The 18,393-nt window shown below is 56.2% G+C and carries 7 protein-coding genes; all 7 read left to right on the top strand.

Annotation, left to right across the window (positions count from 1 at the left end; translation table 11 throughout):
* The first annotated feature begins 2 nt into the window (after positions 1 to 2).
* The 7 genes from ACQKLP_RS08665 to ACQKLP_RS08635 all read left to right on the top strand — a co-directional run bounded on the left by ACQKLP_RS08665 (position 3) and on the right by ACQKLP_RS08635 (position 18,381).
* A complete protein-coding gene (locus tag ACQKLP_RS08665; RefSeq protein ID WP_427321982.1) occupies positions 3 to 1,793 on the top strand; it encodes an alpha-L-fucosidase in 1,791 nt (596 codons plus the stop codon).
* 135 nt (positions 1,794 to 1,928) lie between these two features.
* The gene (locus tag ACQKLP_RS08660; RefSeq protein WP_427321980.1) at positions 1,929 to 2,504 is read left to right on the top strand and encodes a hypothetical protein; all 576 of its coding nucleotides are present in this window, start codon (positions 1,929 to 1,931) and stop codon (positions 2,502 to 2,504) included.
* 423 nt (positions 2,505 to 2,927) lie between these two features.
* Positions 2,928 to 4,913 carry a DUF4135 domain-containing protein gene (locus tag ACQKLP_RS08655; protein WP_427321978.1) on the top strand — a complete coding sequence of 662 codons (1,986 nt, stop codon included), beginning with the start codon at positions 2,928 to 2,930 and terminating at the stop codon, positions 4,911 to 4,913.
* 509 nt (positions 4,914 to 5,422) lie between these two features.
* Positions 5,423 to 7,393 (top strand): DUF4135 domain-containing protein, encoded by a 1,971-nt coding sequence (locus ACQKLP_RS08650; protein WP_427321976.1) that lies wholly within the window; start codon positions 5,423 to 5,425, stop codon positions 7,391 to 7,393.
* A 14-nt stretch (positions 7,394 to 7,407) separates the two neighbouring features.
* Positions 7,408 to 12,159 (top strand): DUF6603 domain-containing protein, encoded by a 4,752-nt coding sequence (locus ACQKLP_RS08645; RefSeq protein ID WP_427321974.1) that lies wholly within the window; start codon positions 7,408 to 7,410, stop codon positions 12,157 to 12,159.
* Between the two features lie 3 nt (positions 12,160 to 12,162).
* On the top strand, positions 12,163 to 14,316 hold the full coding sequence (locus ACQKLP_RS08640) for a hypothetical protein (RefSeq protein ID WP_427321972.1): 2,154 nt from the start codon (positions 12,163 to 12,165) through the stop codon (positions 14,314 to 14,316).
* A gap of 3 nt (positions 14,317 to 14,319) precedes the next feature.
* Positions 14,320 to 18,381 carry a hypothetical protein gene (locus ACQKLP_RS08635; RefSeq protein ID WP_427321970.1) on the top strand — a complete coding sequence of 1,354 codons (4,062 nt, stop codon included), beginning with the start codon at positions 14,320 to 14,322 and terminating at the stop codon, positions 18,379 to 18,381.
* The last annotated feature ends 12 nt before the right edge of the window (positions 18,382 to 18,393 follow it).

Here is an 18,393-nt window from a genome sequence, read left to right as displayed (position 1 = left end):
ACTTGTTGAAGACGTGCCTGCTCGGCGGGATGCTGCTTTCAGGATACGGAACGTTCGCACAGGCGGGCGGCGGGCTGAAAGCCAATGCGGCAGAGCCGGAAGCGATCCGGGACGCGCGTATGCGCTGGTTCCGCGACGCGCACTTCGGGATGTTCGTGCACTGGGGCCTTTATAGCGCCGCCGCTGGCGAATGGAACGGAAAAGATTACGAAGGATGCGTGGAATGGATACAAAACATGGCCAACGTTCAGGCGGCGGACTATGAAAAACAGCTCACACCGCTGTTCCGGCCGAAGCCAGATTTTGCGCGGGAATGGGCGAAAACGGCCAAAGAAGCCGGTTGCCGGTATGTCATCTTCACTACCCGCCACCACGAAGGGTTTGCGCTGCACGACAGTAAAACCACTACGTTCGACGGGAAAGATGTGACCGGCCGCGACCTCATGCGGGAAATCGTGAACGCCCTTCACGAACAGGGATTGCGGGTAGGCGTGTATTTTTCGCTGCTGGACTGGCACCATCCCGACGCTTATGTGGAGCACGGCATGCCTACGCCCGGCGGTGTAAAGAACGATACCCGCAACAACGCCAACTATGTGGCCTACATGCATCAGCAGGCCGGGGAGATTTTTTCCAACTACGGGCCTATCGATGTGGTTTGGTGGGACTACAGTTCGCAGGAGATCCAGGGTGAGAAATGGGGCGCCAACGCGTTGGTGGACATGGTCAAGAAGCACCATCCCAACATCATCATGAACAACAGGCTGTACCATTTCGACGACAACAGCGATTACACCCGCGCCAATGGCGACCTCGTGACGCCGGAGCAGTTCATCCCCGAAACGGGCTATAAAAACATGGACTGGGAATCCTGCATGACCATGAACGGCACCTGGGGCTACAGCAAAAACAACCAGCGCTGGCATACCGGTAAGGAACTGGTGCAGAACCTGGTCGACATCGTGTCCAAAGGCGGGAATTACCTCCTGAACGTGGGACCTATGGGAGATGGCACCATCCCGGCCAAAAGCATAGAACTGATGCAGGGCATCGGCGGCTGGATGAAAATGAACGGCGAAGCGATCTACGGCTCCCGCGCCAACAATGTAGGCAAAGTGAACTGGGGGCGGATCACCACCAAGCCCGGCAAGTATTTCCTCCATATTTTCCATTGGCCGGAAAACAACCGGCTGCACGTGCCGATCGCTCCGGACGCAGGCAGCACGCCGCGCGCATTCGTGCTGGCAGACGCCGCACGCACGCCCCTGCGCACGGAAGTGAACGAACAGGGCATTTTCATCGATATCGCCGATACAAAACGGAACGAGCTCGTTACCGTGATCGAACTGGACGTTACCGGAAATTCCCTCGTTCCCATGGGAATTTTCCCGGATGCAGACGGCGGTTACCGCCTGCATACCGGCGATGCGATACTCACGCCGGGCGTAGGGCTTTCGGTGGGCGACAAACCGGTCATTTACAGCTGGACCGCCCTGACAGGCACCGCCACCTGGAACCTCCGCGTGAAGCAACCCGGAAAGTACAAGGTGGTCCTCCGGGCGGCATGCACGGACGAATCTGCCGGATCGAAAATCGCGGTGACGGCCGGGAAATCCACCCTTACCGGCGTGGTGAAAAGTACCGACAATAACTGGAGCGCTTACCGCGATTGGGACCTCGGGACCGTGAACCTCTCCACGGCCGGCGTAAACGCCATCACGATCAAACCACTGACCAAACCCGGCCTGGGCGTAATGAACCTCCAGGAAGTGCGGCTGGTGCGCGTGAAATAACTATTCCGTCAAAATAGAAAGGGTAGCTGGCCGGAAGGGGCCGGCTACCCTTTTCTGTTTCCGCCCCGGAAGCAGGTTTCAGCGCGCGGCGGTCTATTAATTCGTCATTTACGCGAATTGTCCTTTCTTTGCAGCATGCAACAAATACAGGAACTCATCCAGTCGGGGCAAATAGAAACGGCCATCCGGGAAGCGGAAGCGATGCTGGGCCGGCTTCCGGCGTCCGGATTCCAGCAAGTGATCGGCAAAGACCTGCTGCACCTCCAGGCGCCGCTCACGGCGTATTTCAATCATTCCTGGACGTATATGACGGATGAAGAGGAACTCGAGATCAAGGCACTCTATCTCGAAATGAACAGTTTTACGACGCATTTCGACCGGTGGTTCCTGCACCTGCTGGCTTACGAATCCATCGCCAACCGCGACAACCTCGACTGGCTGCAGGACTTCAGCGGAGAATCGGAAAAAACCCTTACCATCACGGGCTTCGAACCGCTGCAGGCCACCAATAAAAAATATATGGAAACGGAAGGCTACCGCGACGATCAGTTGCGCGAGGCATGCGAGCTGCATGAATACCTCGTCATCCTCCGGGTCCAGGAACTGGCCAAACATACCGTGGCCGCTGCCAAAGGAAAGGCTCCCTGGGCCGAAGTGCCCCTGTATGTAGCCGCGCATGATTATGAAGACATGTTGTACGTGGTGAAATAATCGACCGTACACCAACAACGGAATGAAAAAAGGTATCCCATGACAAGGGATACCTTTTTTTCATTTCTTGCGAAACGATGCGTCAACAGGCGTTTCCGCCTACTGCTGTTTCTCTCCGGGCATTGAAAAAACATCATCTTCGGAAAATACTTTTGCTGAAATAAAATAATTAGTGCTAATTTCATACTGCCCTATTTTGACAAAATCGTCTAGCATTGATTGTTCAATTCTAAAAGTTTATCGAGCCCGAAATTCATCATTCATCTTCCTGTCAGCGTTTCAGTATTGATAATTTATCACGTAGCCTTGCCGTGCATCGTGTGAAAACCGCATGTCCCAAACGGATGCAGGATTTTCACCCGTTTGTCCGGAATGGATGCGCCCGTATTACGTGTCATACATTGCTTTAAAACCCGATTCGAAATGAACAGAACCCAACTAGAAGCTATCCTGAGGGCCATGGGCGTAACGCCGCCGGACGTGAACCGTGCGTCTTTGTACCTCGACTATCTCCAGCAGGCGCAAACTTTCTTCCAGACTACCCTGGCCGCCAATATCGGCGCGCCGAATTACGCCTTTGTAAGAACGGCCGTCCGGTCTGCCAACCTGCTGAATGAAATGGCTGCGATGTTTGACCTGTACATTGGTGCAGCAGTGGATGCGGCATTGCTCCTCAATGTGCCCAACAACGAAACATACCAGCAATATTTCGATAACAATATCCTGAATGCCGGCTATCCGGGCACCCGGAACACTTTCCGGGGGATTTACACCGTTTCCACCAATGCGCTGCTGCAGCTGTACAATCATTTCACCGGCAATATCCAGCAGGCCTGCCAGCGCGTGTACGCCGACAAGAACGCGCTGGGCACTTTTTTCGATGAACTGGCTCCCAACACGACGAACGTCGTCTGGGGGCTATCGCGCATAAAATCCACCGGCTCGGATTTTCACAAAGGCGGCAAACAGGTGCTGATCTTTACATTAACGGTGGATGTGACCGAAGCCGCGGGAGACACCACCATGACCACGGACAAACGGATCGTGTACAAACCCAGCGACATCGAGGCGGATTGCCTGCTTGCGGGAAAATCGGCCGTGATCAACGCCATTTCGCCGGGGTTTATGGCGGCCAGCCTGTTCGAAATATACAATACGCAACTGGCGGCCTACAAGCTCGCCAATCCCGGGTTCACCGGGCTGCCGGTAACGACCTACGGCATGCTGCCGCGCAGCTTTCAATCGGCACATGTCGGCGGGCCGCCCCTGCCGGTGCGCGCTGCCTACGGATACCTCGAATATCTCAACAACGATCTTTCCGGTACTACCATCCAGTATAACGGCTACTTCCCATTCGCGCAAAGCGATTACATGATCTTCAAAAGCCAGAACGCCGCCGCCATCACACAGGCTTTTTACCGGACGGAAGGCGCAATGGCCGCGCTGGCATGCAGTTTTTCCATACAGGACCTCCATCTCGAAAACGTACGGGTAAAAGGTTATTTGCCTTACCTGATAGACATGGAAGTCAGCCTGGCGAAGGCATCGAACAGCATTGGATCGACGGTGCTCATCGCCAACGTGCTCGGCCTGGCGGCCGGCGGCATCAACGGATTGTACCTCGATGCGCAGGAATTCGGATGGAGCACCCCCGCTCCCGCCGCCTCCGGGGCAAACTGTTACCTCAATCAGGTATATGAAACAGTGTTTTATCAGAACCGTTTATGGACATGGTCTGGCAGGCAGAACAAACAAAATGTGATGATAGACCAGCCTTCGCTGCTGGCGGGCTTTGCAGACGGGATGACGGTACTGGCGTTTGCGGAGCAGAACCTTGCTTTCAACGGTTGGTTCGCGCGGTTGAACAATGTAGTGGTGCGCTATCTCCCCTATCCTACCTCTTTTTTCAAGAACAGTTTTATTTCGCCGTATTACCTGGACCCCGGCAATGCAACCGGCAATGCATATACGTTACAAATGCTCGTCACGGCCGAGCTTACCGCGAAGGCGAACAATTATGTGCCCGGCGCGAACCCGGACTTCCTGTCGCTAGCGGGCGCGCAATGCCTGACCGACCTGCAGCAGTTGGATATACCGATTTACTATTACCGGATCGGCATGCAGGAAATCATTGACTCCAACGGTGCGCAGGTGCCCATCCCTGCCACGGTAACGATCAACAACGCCGCGCCGCCGCCGCCCACCGTTCCCTTCCAGGTGGCGCCGGTATTGGGAAGGGCTACGTTCCTGGCCAACATTCCCACTACCACCATCGTATACCAGGGGCAGGTATTTCCGCTGGCGAATCCGCCGGGAAACCCGGCGCGCTCATTATTGCTAACGCCCACCATCACGAATGCATTGGGTGCCGCAGGCATGAATCCGCAACAGGTAATTCCCGTCAACTGAAAACCCGCCGTATCAAATGAAAACACAAACAAGTAAGACATCCACCATTACACAATGGCAGCGGCCGCAACAGGCCATGGCAGGCAATTATAGCGCAATCGAAAAATATTTATAAAATATATTATCCGTGTATGACATGCTATAGACGGAAGCTGTTTTTCACTGCAAGAAAAAGCTATAATCATCGAAGGATTGAATTGTTAAGTTTTTATTTTTGCTAAAATACTTTTGTCGAAATAAAATAAATAGTGCTAAATTCATATCGCCCTATTTGACTGATCGTCTAGCCCTAAAATAGATTCATTGTAAAATCCATTAAACCCGTAATCAGTAATTCATCATTCATCTTCCTGCTGAGTTTTTATTTGTGATCAAATAGTCACGTAGCCCTGCTTTGCAGCTGGCACAACCGGTATTCCATGTACCCGGTGCTGTTCAGCCATTGCCTCATCTCGCGCAAACACGCGCCAGGTGTACGTGTCGCGTATTGTCCGAAAAACCTTATTGTCATGACATATCCTGAACTGGTCGCCGAACTGAAAGCCCTGCGCGTTACACCACCAGACAACTATCGCGCATCATTGTACCTCGATTATCTGCAAGATGCGCAAACATTTTTCCAAACAACGCTGGCCACCAATCTCGGTGCGGCCAACTACAGTTTTGTACGGACCGCCGTGAGATCTGCCAGTCTCATGAATGAAATGGCAAAGATGTTTGATTTGTTTATCGGCACGGCGGTAGACCAGGCATTAAGGCTCAACATCCCCAACAACCAGACGTACGAGCAATATTTCAACACCAACATCCTGAACAACTACCCCGCCAGCCGCCAGGCTTTCAGGAACACGTTCACGGTTTCCACCGGCGCACTGCAATTGCTCTATAATCATTTTACCGGCAATATCGAACAGGCCTGCCGGCGGCTTTATGCCGATAAAGCCCTGCTCGACGCCTTCTTCGACGCATTGACGCCTCACACCATTAACGCCGTACAGGAGCTGACCGCCATCAGGTCTACCGGTTCCGATTTCCACAAAGGCGGTACGCAGGTTTTGATCCTTGCATTTAATGTCGATGTCGTAGCATTGTTTGATTACAACCCGGTCACCGAAGTGAAAAGGCTCGTGTACAAACCCAGCGATATTGAGGCCGACTGCCTGCTGGCGGGCCGGTCGGACGTTATCAACGCCGTTGTTCCCCGGTTTATGACGGCCAGTCTTTTCGAGATTTACAACGCACAACTGGCGGCATACAAGACTACCCATCCCGGATTTACAGGATTACCCGTACCCGTCTACGGCATCCTGCCACGCAATTACCAGTCGGTGCGTCCGGGCGGCCCGCCCCTGCCGGTGCGCGCTGCATATGGCTACATCGAATACCTCAACAACGATCTGTCTGGCACCTCCATTCAATTCAACGGATATTACCCTTTTGCGCAGAGCGATTACCTCATTTTCAAAAGCCAGGATGCCGCGTCCATTACCCGGACGTTTTATAGAACGGAAGGCGCGATCGCCGCGCTGGCCTGCAGCTTTTCCATTCAGGACCTCCACCTGGAAAACCTCCGGGTGAAAGCGTACCTGCCTTATCTGATAGACATGGAAATATCGCTGAACAAGGAAACCAACTCCATCGGCGCCACCAGCCTCATCGCCAGTCTTGGATTGCCGACGGGCGGCATAAACGGGCTCTTCCTGAATGCACAGGATTTCACCTGGGTAACCCCGCCGCCGGCAGCCACCGGGAATAAATGTTTCCTGGACCAGAAATACGAACCGGATTACAAGGAGAACCGGTTGTGGCAATGGGAAGGCATCCGGAACAAGCAGTATGTGCCGATGGACCAGCCAGCTTTGATGACGGGGTTTACAGACGGCATGACGGTATTGCGGGCGGCCCAGCAAAACCTTGCGTTCGATGAATGGTTCGACCGGCTGGACAATGTGGTAGTGCGATACATTCCCTATGCTACCGCGGAATTCAAAAATAACTTTATCTCCCCCTACTACTTCAATCCTTTAAATGCCACCGGCCAGCTGTACACGATGCAAACGCTCGTCAGGCGCCAGCTTGAAGTGGATGCGCGCGACTACCAGGCGCCCGACCTTCCGAACTTCTACGTACTGGCGGGCACGCAATGCCTGACCGATCTGAATCAGCTGGACATCCCGATTTATTACTACCGGATTGGCATGCAGCAGATCGTTGATTCTGCCGGTACCCAGGTGCAGATTACCAACTCAGTGACGATAGACAATCCGAATCCACCGCCACCTACCCAGCCGCTTCCCGTTGCGTACAACCTGCCTACCTTTTTTCCCAATATCCCGACCACTGCGATCATCAAGCAGCAGCAGGTACAGCCATTGGGAGACGCGCGATATGCCGCCCGATTGCTGTTGCTGCAAACCTCCATTACCAATTCACTGCACGTAGAAGACGTAAGCCTGCACGATGCACTTCCCGTAAACTGATAACCCAACTCATTATGGCCTCACTGATAGCACAGATCATCGAGAAAATGGAAGCCATCCCCATCCAGCCGAACGGGGACATGCTCATAACCCCGGCGGATTTCGGGCTGGATTTCATGGACACGTTCTTCCGGGACGTGTTGCAACAGGAAACGCTCCTGCTCGCCAACGCCGAAAAACCCGCGCCCGGAGCGGAATCGGTGACCGTTATAGGGACATCGGGATTGCTGGGATACAAAACCCTCGCGCTGACGCTCACTTTCGACGTGCAGGACGACCAGGTAGTGGGGGCCGTCGATGCCATCTTCCCGGCCAGCTACACGCCCACCCTCCCCGTTATAGACTGGATCACGGCGGGCAACATCTCCTTCAACAAAACACTGTCGGAAAAATTCAGTCTGCAGGGCTTCCGGTTCAACCTCAACGTGACCAGCAACGGCGTTTCCGGCAGCGGTATTCCCATCGTCCTGCAAAGCGGTACGGGCGGCGACTGGCAGATCGGCATCGCCGAGGGGGGCGATCAAAACCTTACGCCGGCCGAAATCAGTTCCCTGCTCGCGGGGCAGGACATCACGCAGTTCCTCCCTTCCGTGCTGGCCGGCGCGCTCACCGGGATCCAGATCAACAGCTTCGATGTATCGTACAACGTCGACATAAAATCTATCACCTACTTTACCATCGGCGTTTCCGTGACCAACGGCTGGACGATCGTGGACAAACAGATCCTCCTGCTACCGGGGCTCCAGGTAAACCTTACGCTCACCAAACAGGCGCCCGCCGCAAACTGGCAAACCACCGCCAGCGTAACCGGCACCTTCGTGCTGGGCGGCGTCAACGTGCCCGCGTACCTCGGCGCCAGCCTGGGAAGCACTACGGAATGGGCTTTCGGGCTGCAGCCCGGCGAAAAGGTAACGTTACCCAGTTTCTCGGACCTGCTCGCACTGGCGGGCGGAACGGATTTCCTGAACTCCCTGCCCGCAGGCTTAAGCAGCATTCCGCAAATCGATATCAACGCGTTGTTCGTCAATTTCAACGCCACCACCGGCGTACTCACGCAATTGCAGTTCGAAGTGGCCACGGCTTCTTCCTGGCCCGTGATCGAAGGGTATTTTTCCATCACGAAAATTTCCATCGGGTTCAACATCTACAACCTCACCGACCCTCTCACGCGAAACGTGCTGGGCGATCTGTACGGTATTTTCGAAGTGGGGACGGGCAACTTCCTCCTGTGCGCGCTCCGGAAAACGGAGGATAACCCCGACTGGGCCATCACGGCCGGGCTCGCGCCCGGGAAAACGCTGAGCCTTACCGCCGTCGCCATGCAGCTTTTCGAAGGAACGGTGACCGTTCCGGAAGGGGTGCCAGACTTTTCGTTTTCCGTGCTCGAAATCGGCGTGGTGCCATCGCTGCAGAGCTTCCGGTTCGATGCGCAATCGGCCACCGTCTGGCAGATCACGAACAATATCGCCATCAACGTATTCAAGCTCCACTTCACCCGCGACCCTTCCAATATCCAGCAGCCGATACAGGGAAGCGTGGCCACGGTATTGCAGATCAGCAAAGTGGGCGTGGAGCTGAGCGCGTCCATCAACAACACGCCCGAAGGCGGATGGCAATTCAGCGGCCGCACCAAAGACGGCGACCCCATCGTTATCGGCGACCTCATCTCCTATGTGGTACAGATGTTCGGGGTGTCCAATCCACCGAAATGGATCCAAACCATCACGCTGATGAACCTGGCCGTCAGCTTCAATTCCACCACCAAAAACTTCTCCTTCGGCGCCACGGCCAAAATCACGTTCACCACTACGGAACTCGCCATCAACGTGAAATTTTCGCTGGAAAACGAAGGCAATAACAATTTCAAGAACGTGATGTCGGGAGACATTACCCTCAAGCATGTGTCTAACGGCGGCGAGTCCGTTTTCCACATCAACTTCACTTCCGGCACTACCGACACCCGGCTCACTGCCTCCTGGGAAGCCCTCGCCCCTTCCGAATACCTGCAACTGGCCGATATCGTGGGCGCCTTCGGGTTCGATATGCCCACCGTTCCGGCGGGCCTCGACCTGGCGCTGAAAAGCGCCTCCATGATGTACGATTTCACGTCCAGCACGCTGGCTTTTTCCCTGGAATCCGCCAACTACGGGAAAGCGGTTTTCCTCGCCATGAAAAACCCCGCAGACCAGCAATGGATCTATTATTTCGGGCTGGCCTCCGACCTGGTGATCGATCTGGCCAACCTCCCTATCATCGATAAAGTCGCAACGCTGATACCGGCCGGCAAACTCGAAATCACGGCGGTGGACGTGAACTTCGTTTCCATCGTCACCACCAAAGCCCTCGCCACCAGCATCAACGATCAGATCAAAGCCCTGGTGCCCAACCCGGCCGGTTACCCGCTGCTGCCCGAAGAGGGCCTGAACGGGAAGGTTTCCTTCTCCATGACCGTCAACATCGGCGGCACGCTGTACCCGCTCAGCCTGGTCCTGGGCGGCGACAGCAGCAACGGCGCTACGATGGAACTGGCGGCGGTGGGAGACGATGCCGTGAAAGCGAAATGGTTCAACATCCAGAAGAATTTCGGGCCGTTATATTTCGACAAGATCGGCATCGGGTACAAGGATTCCCGGATATACGTCTTGGTAAACGTTACCGCCACCGCCAGCGGCCTCAGCATCGGCCTCAACGGTTTCGGCATCAGTTCCGCCATCAGTTCGTTCGACATCGCCTTCGCCCTCAGCGGCATTTCCATCACCTACAACAGCGGCCCCATCCTCGTTTCCGGCGGGTTGACGGGCAGCTTCTCGCCCGTCAACCTCTATGGCGCCATCCTCGTAAAAACGCCCGCGCTCACCATCGGCGGCATCGGCGGGTATACGGAAGTGGAAGGGAAACCCTCCATGTTCCTGTACGCCGTGCTGAATTTCCCCATCGGCGGGCCGCCGTTCTTCTTCGTGACCGGGCTTTCTGCCGGGTTCGGCTTTAACCGCAAACTGGTGATCCCCGACATCACCGGCGTGGCTACCTTCCCGTTCGTGGTATGGGCCACGGGCGGCGGCCCAACGCCCGATCCAACGAAAGACATCGCCGCACAGGTGAATGGCGTGCTGGCAGACATCGTGCAGAAAGGCATCGTGGCGCCGCAGATCGGCAGTTCCTGGCTGGCGGCGGGCATCAACTTTACGTCGTTCGAAATGGTGAACTCCTTCGCCCTGCTCACCGTGATGTTCGGCACGCGCCTGGAGATCGCGCTGCTGGGGCTTTCCCGCGTGGTGCTCCCTCCGGGAACAGGCGGCAGCACGGGCATTCCGGCGGTAGCATATGCGGAACTGGCTATCAAGGCTTCTTATGTAGACGGGTCTGGAATGATTTCGATACAGGGGCAGTTGACCGACAGTTCATACGTGCTGGCCAAAGCCTGCCACCTGACCGGCGGGTTCGCGTTCTATTTCTGGTTCGGCGGCGATCATGAAGGCGATTTCGTGATTACGCTTGGCGGGTACAATTCCAATTACACCGTTCCAGACTGGTACCCGAAAGTGCCCAGGATGGGGGTTTCGTGGAAGGTGGACAGTCACCTCATGATCAAGGGCACCCTGTATTTCGCGCTCACCTCCAACGCGATCATGGCCGGCGGTTTGATGGAAGCCGTATGGCAAAGCGGCGGTATCCGCGCCTGGTTCATCCTCCAAGCCGATTTCCTCATCATGTGGAAGCCTTTCCATTACGACATCGTCGCCAATACGGACATCGGCGCGTCTTTCACCGTCAATCTGCTTTTCACGAAGAAAACCATCACCATCCACGTTGGCGTGGGCCTGCATGTATGGGGACCGGAATTCAGCGGAAAGGCGACCATTCACGTCACCATCATTTCCTTCACCATTTCCTTCGGCGCGGGCAGCCAGAACAAGCCGCAGCGAATCGGCTGGGACGAATTCACCCGCGACATGCTTCCCCAGTTGCCGGCCGGCGCCAGCCAGGGCCTGCAAACCGGCAGCAATGCGGATGTATGTAAAATCCTGGTGGCCGATGGATTGCTGGCGCAACTGAGCGACAAACCCGGCGAACTGAACTGGATCGTGAACGCGGAAAAATTCGAGCTGACGACAGACGCCATCATTCCTTCGAAAGAATGGGATTTCACCAATAACAAAAACGATAAGATCAGCATCGTCATCGATCCCGACATACCGGCGCCATTGCAGAACACGGATTTCGGAGTGCGGCCCGTGGGGCTCGACAGCTCCGCCTTCCAGTCGAAACAGGTCATCGAGATCATCAGCGACAACGGCGATTTGTCCACCTTCCACGCCACACCGATACTGAAAAACGTGCCGAAAGGTTTATGGCAGAAAGTCAGCTTCAACCGCAACGGCAATCCGAATGTGGGCGATCCGTTGAACGATACGACGCTCAAAGACGTGCTCACCGGGTTTACCATGGTGCCTTACAAGGATTGTCCTGCCAGCACGTTGCCCATCGACCTGCAATACCTGCAATTCCGGCTCGATCCCGAACTCCAGCATTTCACCTGGACGGAAACGTACGTACCGTTGACGGATGATTTCAAGGACATAACCGTTTCCGGCACTATCATGGCCAACAAGGCGCAGGCCAACCGGCCCATGTTGCTGAGCGCCGTTACGGACCTGGGATTCGACGTGGACGTGCAGATCAACGTGGTGGAACTGGCAGACCCGGAAACCTATTATTTACTGGCCAGTCCGCTCTTCCGGTTATTGGGAGAAGAAAAAAACTAAGCTATGAAGAACACCACACCCGCGGAAAACGAGGTAATTTTTATCCAGTATGATATTCCGCCGCTGAAAGCCGCCGAGTATACCATCACGGTGAAGCAGCAAACGAACCAGCAACCGGGAGAATTTTCGGCCAGCCGGAAATTCGCGGTCACCAGCGAGCGGTTTACACTCGACCCGGACGATATCAATTCCAACTTCCCGCAAAACCTGGCCAACGGCGAATTCGGCGGAACGCTGCCGCATGTGCTGTTCAACCGCCGGATTTTGCCATGGGAAAGAAACAGTGTGAATGGCGATGCGGCGGCGCCCTGGCTCGCGGTGTTGCTGTTCGGCGACGGCGAGCAGCCCACCGTGGTGCGGGAAAAAGCGAAAGCCCTCGTGCCCGCGGGCACCGACATCACCGTAGCGGGCTCCACCATAACGGGAACCGGCACCATGCCTGCCGGGACTTTCTCCTACCCCGGCATGCAAAAACTCGACTACGGCGAAACGCCCGACGATGATTGCAACATCATCGACATCCCCGCGGCATTGTTCAACCAGATCGCCCCCACGAAAAAAGACCTCCCGTTCCTGGCGCACATCCGGAAAATGCAGACGCTCGACAAAACGGACAACCTGGCGAAAGAAGTGGAAAACTTCACCGTGGTGCTGGGCAACCGCCTGCCGCAAAACGATTCCGACAACTACGCTTTCCTCGTTTCCCTCGAAAACTTCGGTGATTACCTGCCGGACGACGACGGCAAGAGCAACCTCCCCGCCGGCATTACCACCGTTCGCCTGCTCACTTACATCGACTGGAGCTATACCGTCAATTCCCGCGACGAAACCTTCAAAAGCCTCCTCGAGCACCTGAACAAAAACGAGCTGGACCAGCAGGGGCTCACTGTGCTGCAGGTGCCGTTCAAAGGCACGCCGCCCACCACCGACGCCGTGAAAGCCGCCCTGGAGAAGCAGGCGCTGGGCACGCTGAGCCCGGCAGACGCCACCGTGCTGGTACAAAACGCCATCATGATGGGATATACGCCCCACGGGCATTCGCTGCGGCACAGCGGCCATACCGTTTCCTGGTACCGCAGCCCGCTGTTGCCGTACCTCGTGAAGGAAACGATCGAATTTCCCGTATCCTGCTCCGACGCGGCGAACCGGTACAATCCGGATACCGGCCTGTTTGACATCTCCTATGGCGCCGCGTGGCAGTTGGGGCAGTTGCTGGCGTTGCAGAACAAGAACTTCGCATCGTCGCTCTACAACTGGAAAAAAGGCTTGTATGCCTGGCAGGTGATCGAAGAGGAAAACAAAATCATCCAAAGCAAATACCAGGGCATCGAAGCGTTCGGCGACGTGTTCGCCGCCAGGAGCGTGCGCATGGAAAAAGACATTTCGCCGCCGGAAGACGTCGTGAACTGGATGGCCAGGTTGAGCTTGCTCAATGGCGTGCCGTTCAATTACCTCGTGGCTGACGAACGCATGCTGCCGCCGGAATCACTGCGGTTTTTCTACATCGACAATAATTGGGTAGATGCATTGATGGACGGGGCTTTCAGCATCGGGCGCTCCACCACCGCATCCATGCTCGTGGAAACACCCTATCTGACGAAGCTGCGCGTCAAGGCGAGAAAAACGGCCACGCAATTCCGGAAACGAAAGCAATCGTTGAAGGGATACGTGAACAATACCGGTACCATCACCGGATTCCTGCTGCGGTCTGCCGTGCTGAAAGGCTGGCCCGGCATGGAAATCACGGGATACGACGATGCCGCCGGCACTTCCGAGATCCAGCAGCTGCGGATGGAGCGCCTGTCGGAAGAAGTATTGCTTTGCATCTTCGATGGCGTGGTGCAGCGGGTTTCCATCCATGAACCGCCGGAGGCGCTGCATTCCGGCGTGGAAGGCGCATATCCCGATCTCTTCACCACCCTGCGCGTGGTCCAGGGCGGCGGAGACCCCGGCTCGGGGATCGACGGATATACGGCGAAGATCACCACCCGCAGCAACCAGCAGACATTGCAGGTGAGCAAATCCGCGGACGCCATCAAAACGGTGCTGAACGCTCCGCCCCTCAGCGAAGGGATCACCGATTTCACCGCTGCGCAATTTGCGCTGGAAATGATCAAAGGAGTCGTAAAAGTTGATTTTCTCAATACTAAAGCCTGACGTATGCCTCAAGCAGATAACGGACTGATCGTACCCGTGGATATCACCGCACTGTGCGTGGGAATCAAAGACCAGGAAGACGCAAACGGTACCAGCACCTTCGCGGGCGCTACCACCACGTTCATCAACCAGACCGGCATTTACGACGCCTTCCTGGGCTCCAACGTGGTAAGGAAGCTCACCGACGCGCCGCTGGACCAATTGAAAAAAGGGGTCCACCTGCACTGGGCGCTCCCCGAAGCCCTCACCAGGGGCAACTATGACCCGGCAACCAATCAAACCAATTTCGCCGTTGCGCCCAACCGGTGGCTGCTGAGCCGCATCATTATCACCAGCGGCGTGCCTTCCCGCACTTCCTGGATCATCGAGAGCGACGGTCTCTACGATGCCGGCGTTCACCCGACAGACGCCGTTGTGACCCTGCCGGTAAAAACCCTCAGCGACAAGGAACAAAACTATCGCTACACGGGCATCTCAACACTGTTCACCACCAGTTGGAACGAGCCTGCGGACCCCAACAAATTCAGGGACCTCACGGGGCAGGACCTGAGCGCCGTTGCGAATGGCGATACCTGTTTCGCCGCCTTCTACCCGAACTCCAGGAACATCTTCGGCTTTTATGACGATATGGATAAGCTCGATGGCCCCATCGATGTGATGTACCAGGTAACCGGCTGGTACAGCCAGCCCGCCAACGATCCGCTGAACGGCGGTAAAACGAAAGACCAGTTGCAAACCGCCTATGGCTGGACGTTCAAAGACAGCGACGCAACGCCGGTGTATTCGTTTTACAGCGGTTTGACGGAAGCCATCACCTGGAACGTCAAAACCAGTTATATCGTGGACAGTCCCAACCAGGGCCCCATTCCCGCGGCGGTTACCATCGGCAACAATCCTTCGGAAACATTTTCCGCTTACTTCAAAAAGCGGCTGCATCCGGACATCGATTTCTTCGAAGACTTGCTGAACGCTTTCCAGACAGGCATCCTGCCGATTTTCAAGGAACCCGAGCCCGGGCAGCTCTCGCTGCTGCAGGAACTGCTGCACGGCAAACAGTTCAATCCATCGGACGCCGGTGTCACCTACCTCATCGTCCAGAAACCGGACGACGACGATATCAACGATCCGGGGAACGATACGCCGGCCACCGATCTCCCGCTACAGATGGGCATTTCCCTGAACCAGCTCAACATCGTCCAGCAGCAATACGATTACTACTCCGATTATGACGCCCATTTCAAAGGCACTTTGTTCGGGAACTGGTACCGGTTGATGAAAGCCGATGACGATGGCACCAAAAACGAGCTCGACGCCATCATCCGTTCGCAGGTCGGCTATTACGAAGACGCCATTTTCCCGAAGCTCACTTCCCTGAAAAACGAGCTCGACGCGCAGCGCAAACTGGTCAACGATCAACTCGGCGCGCTCAACGAGGAACGCAGGATCAAGCCGCAGCTCGAACTGAAGGAAACGCCGGCCAGCAGGTACTGGCAGCCGAACGAACCGGTGTTCCTGCTTACCGCGCCGGAATTCGCCGGCACGGCGCGCTTCAGCGTTACCGCCAGCGTAGATGCAGACGGGTACCTGGTTTGCCGGATCAACGACCAGCTGCTTTCATCCATCGTTGTCAATAACATCACCCTCACGGCGGCCCAGTTCAACGCCGTCGGCCTGCCCGGGCCGAACAATTTACCGCAATCCGCCGTTTTCAACAGCCTGATCGAAGAAAGCTGCCTGCTGAACACGAACATCGTATCCAGCCTTACCAGTATCGCCGCCAACGTTTTGCAAGACAGTTTGCAGGCCGCGCTGGAAGGTGCGCCCCAATCCACCTACACCTTTACCGGCCTGCTGCCGGCGCCCAAAGCCGTACGCTGGTGGAACGGCAATCCCTGGAACCCGATCATGGTGATCTGGGAAGCGGATTTTTCGCCGTTACAGCCCACGATGCAGGGAGAAAACCTCCAGCAGTACAGCACCAATTTCTTCAGCAACAACTACGACGTAGACCAGAACGCCGGCGGATTTATCACATATAAAGGCCCTGCCGACCCCACGCAGTTCATCGCGCATAACCGGGAAGGCTATAGCGGCTCCGCCATCCTCACGCTCAGCGCGGCCGACAGCTTCGCCAAACAACTCGCGGAATACCTGGAAGACCACAGCGACCAAACTTTACAAACCATCCTGGACGACCTCGGAACGGGCAAGTACGTTACCTTTTCCATCAACGGGTTCGGGAATTCGCTCATCATGCAGGACCAGGACCTGCAACTGAACATCAAGGTGCCGGACAACAACCCGTACGCGCCGCTTACCGAAAGCGTGAGCGACATCGTCGGGGATTTCTACAGCGTATCGCCCGAACCGAACGGATTTTACAACCCCATCCGCGCGGGGTACCTCAACGCGCGGCTTACGGCCGTAGACGTGTACGGCAACAAGCGCGAAATCCGGATTTCCGACCAGTGCTACGCCAATTCCATGATCAGCTGGTACGATGGCAAACAAATCCCGGAAACGGCGTTCCTGCCCCCGCGGATTTCCCAACCTTCGCGGCTGATCTTCCGGTGGCTGTCTGCCGATGGCGACCAATCCCAGGAAATGACCGTACATCCCGCCACCACTCCCATTTGCGGGTGGGTCATGCCCAATCACCTCGACGCCAGCCTGTTTTTCTACGACCAGCAGGGCCACGCCCTCGGTACCATGTTCCTCGACGGCGACCACACCACCATCCTCTGGCAATCCGCCCCGGGCGACAACAAAACCATCAACCAGCCGGTAGCTTCCGTTTTTGCTTACCAGAATCCCGTTTTTGCGGCTTTCGCCGAAAGTCTTGCCGCCAGCACGCCCGCCTTCTTCCTCGATTTCTGGACGGCGGTGGATTCCATGCATAATTTCGTGAACCCTTCCAGCTACGCGCAAAACAACGACCTGGCCGTGCTGATCGGCCGGCCGGTAGCCATTACCCAGGCCATGTTGCGGCTGGAAGCGGCGGGGAGCCCGGCGGCCAATCAAAGCTGGTATACGCTGGAGCCGGAAGACAACGGTTTCACCGGCGTCCAGTTCCCCGTCATCCTCGGCGACCTGGACAACATCGACGACGGTCTGATCGGCTATTTCAAACAGGGAACGGAGGGATACGATTTTTCATCTTTCTACTGCGAAGCCGCCACCGGCACCAGTGGCGTCGTGAAGCCGGCGGCCACCAACCTGATGGTGAACGTTTCCCCGAAAATCGATGCGCCCGACCCGGCCAACGTGATGCAGGACGCGGTGAAAGTCCTCATGCTGGTGGACCCCAGGGCCGCCATTTACGCCACCAGCGGCATTCAGCCCGTGATGACCATCGAGATACCGCCCGATGAATACACCGATATCGTCAGCACCCTCGAAATGACTTTCCTCACCACGCCTGTGCTGCAGGGCGTTACCGGCTTCAACCTGCCCCTGCCCGCGGAAGAAGGTTATCAATGGAGCTGGGTGGAAGAAACGCTCGTGGCCGACAAGCCCGTCTGGGCCGTGGTCCCCGATATCAGTTTCACGACCAGCGAAGCCATCGCCGCCTACACGCCACAGGCCATCCGGGAAGGCTGGCTGCGGCTCAACCCGCAATTGCTCAGCTTCACGCTGCAGAACCCGCTCGGCCAACCCGTGGCCGTGCCGGGGCAGGACAACAACTTCGTCCTTACGGTAAAAAACCGCAAACCGACGGACGTCACGTTCAAGGCCGGTCAGCTATTGCCCGAAGGCGACCCCAATACCGGCGCCATTTTCTATATCCATTTCGGCCAACTGATCGATGACGACAAAGTACCGGACATCGCTATCTCCCGAGCCGGCTGGACGTTCAAATGCCTCAACAACCTGCAATACGGGAACTACTGGGCCTGTACGCCTTCGGCAGACACCGAACTGGCGCCCGGCGCGGAGATCACGTTCAACATCACCAAAGCGTTCGTTGCCGGAAACAGCGGACAGGTGCAGGTGTATGTCGATTTCATGGATGTGACCGGCGTCAACAACGGCACCGATGCATCTCTCCTGTCTATCATCCAATAAACTGTATTCCAA

The organism is Chitinophaga sp. NPDC101104 (assembly GCF_050277495.1).
Classification (GTDB): Bacteria; Bacteroidota; Bacteroidia; order Chitinophagales; family Chitinophagaceae; genus Chitinophaga.
The sequence above is the reverse complement of the archived record's forward strand: the minus strand, read 5'-3'. Positions and strand labels throughout refer to the sequence as shown.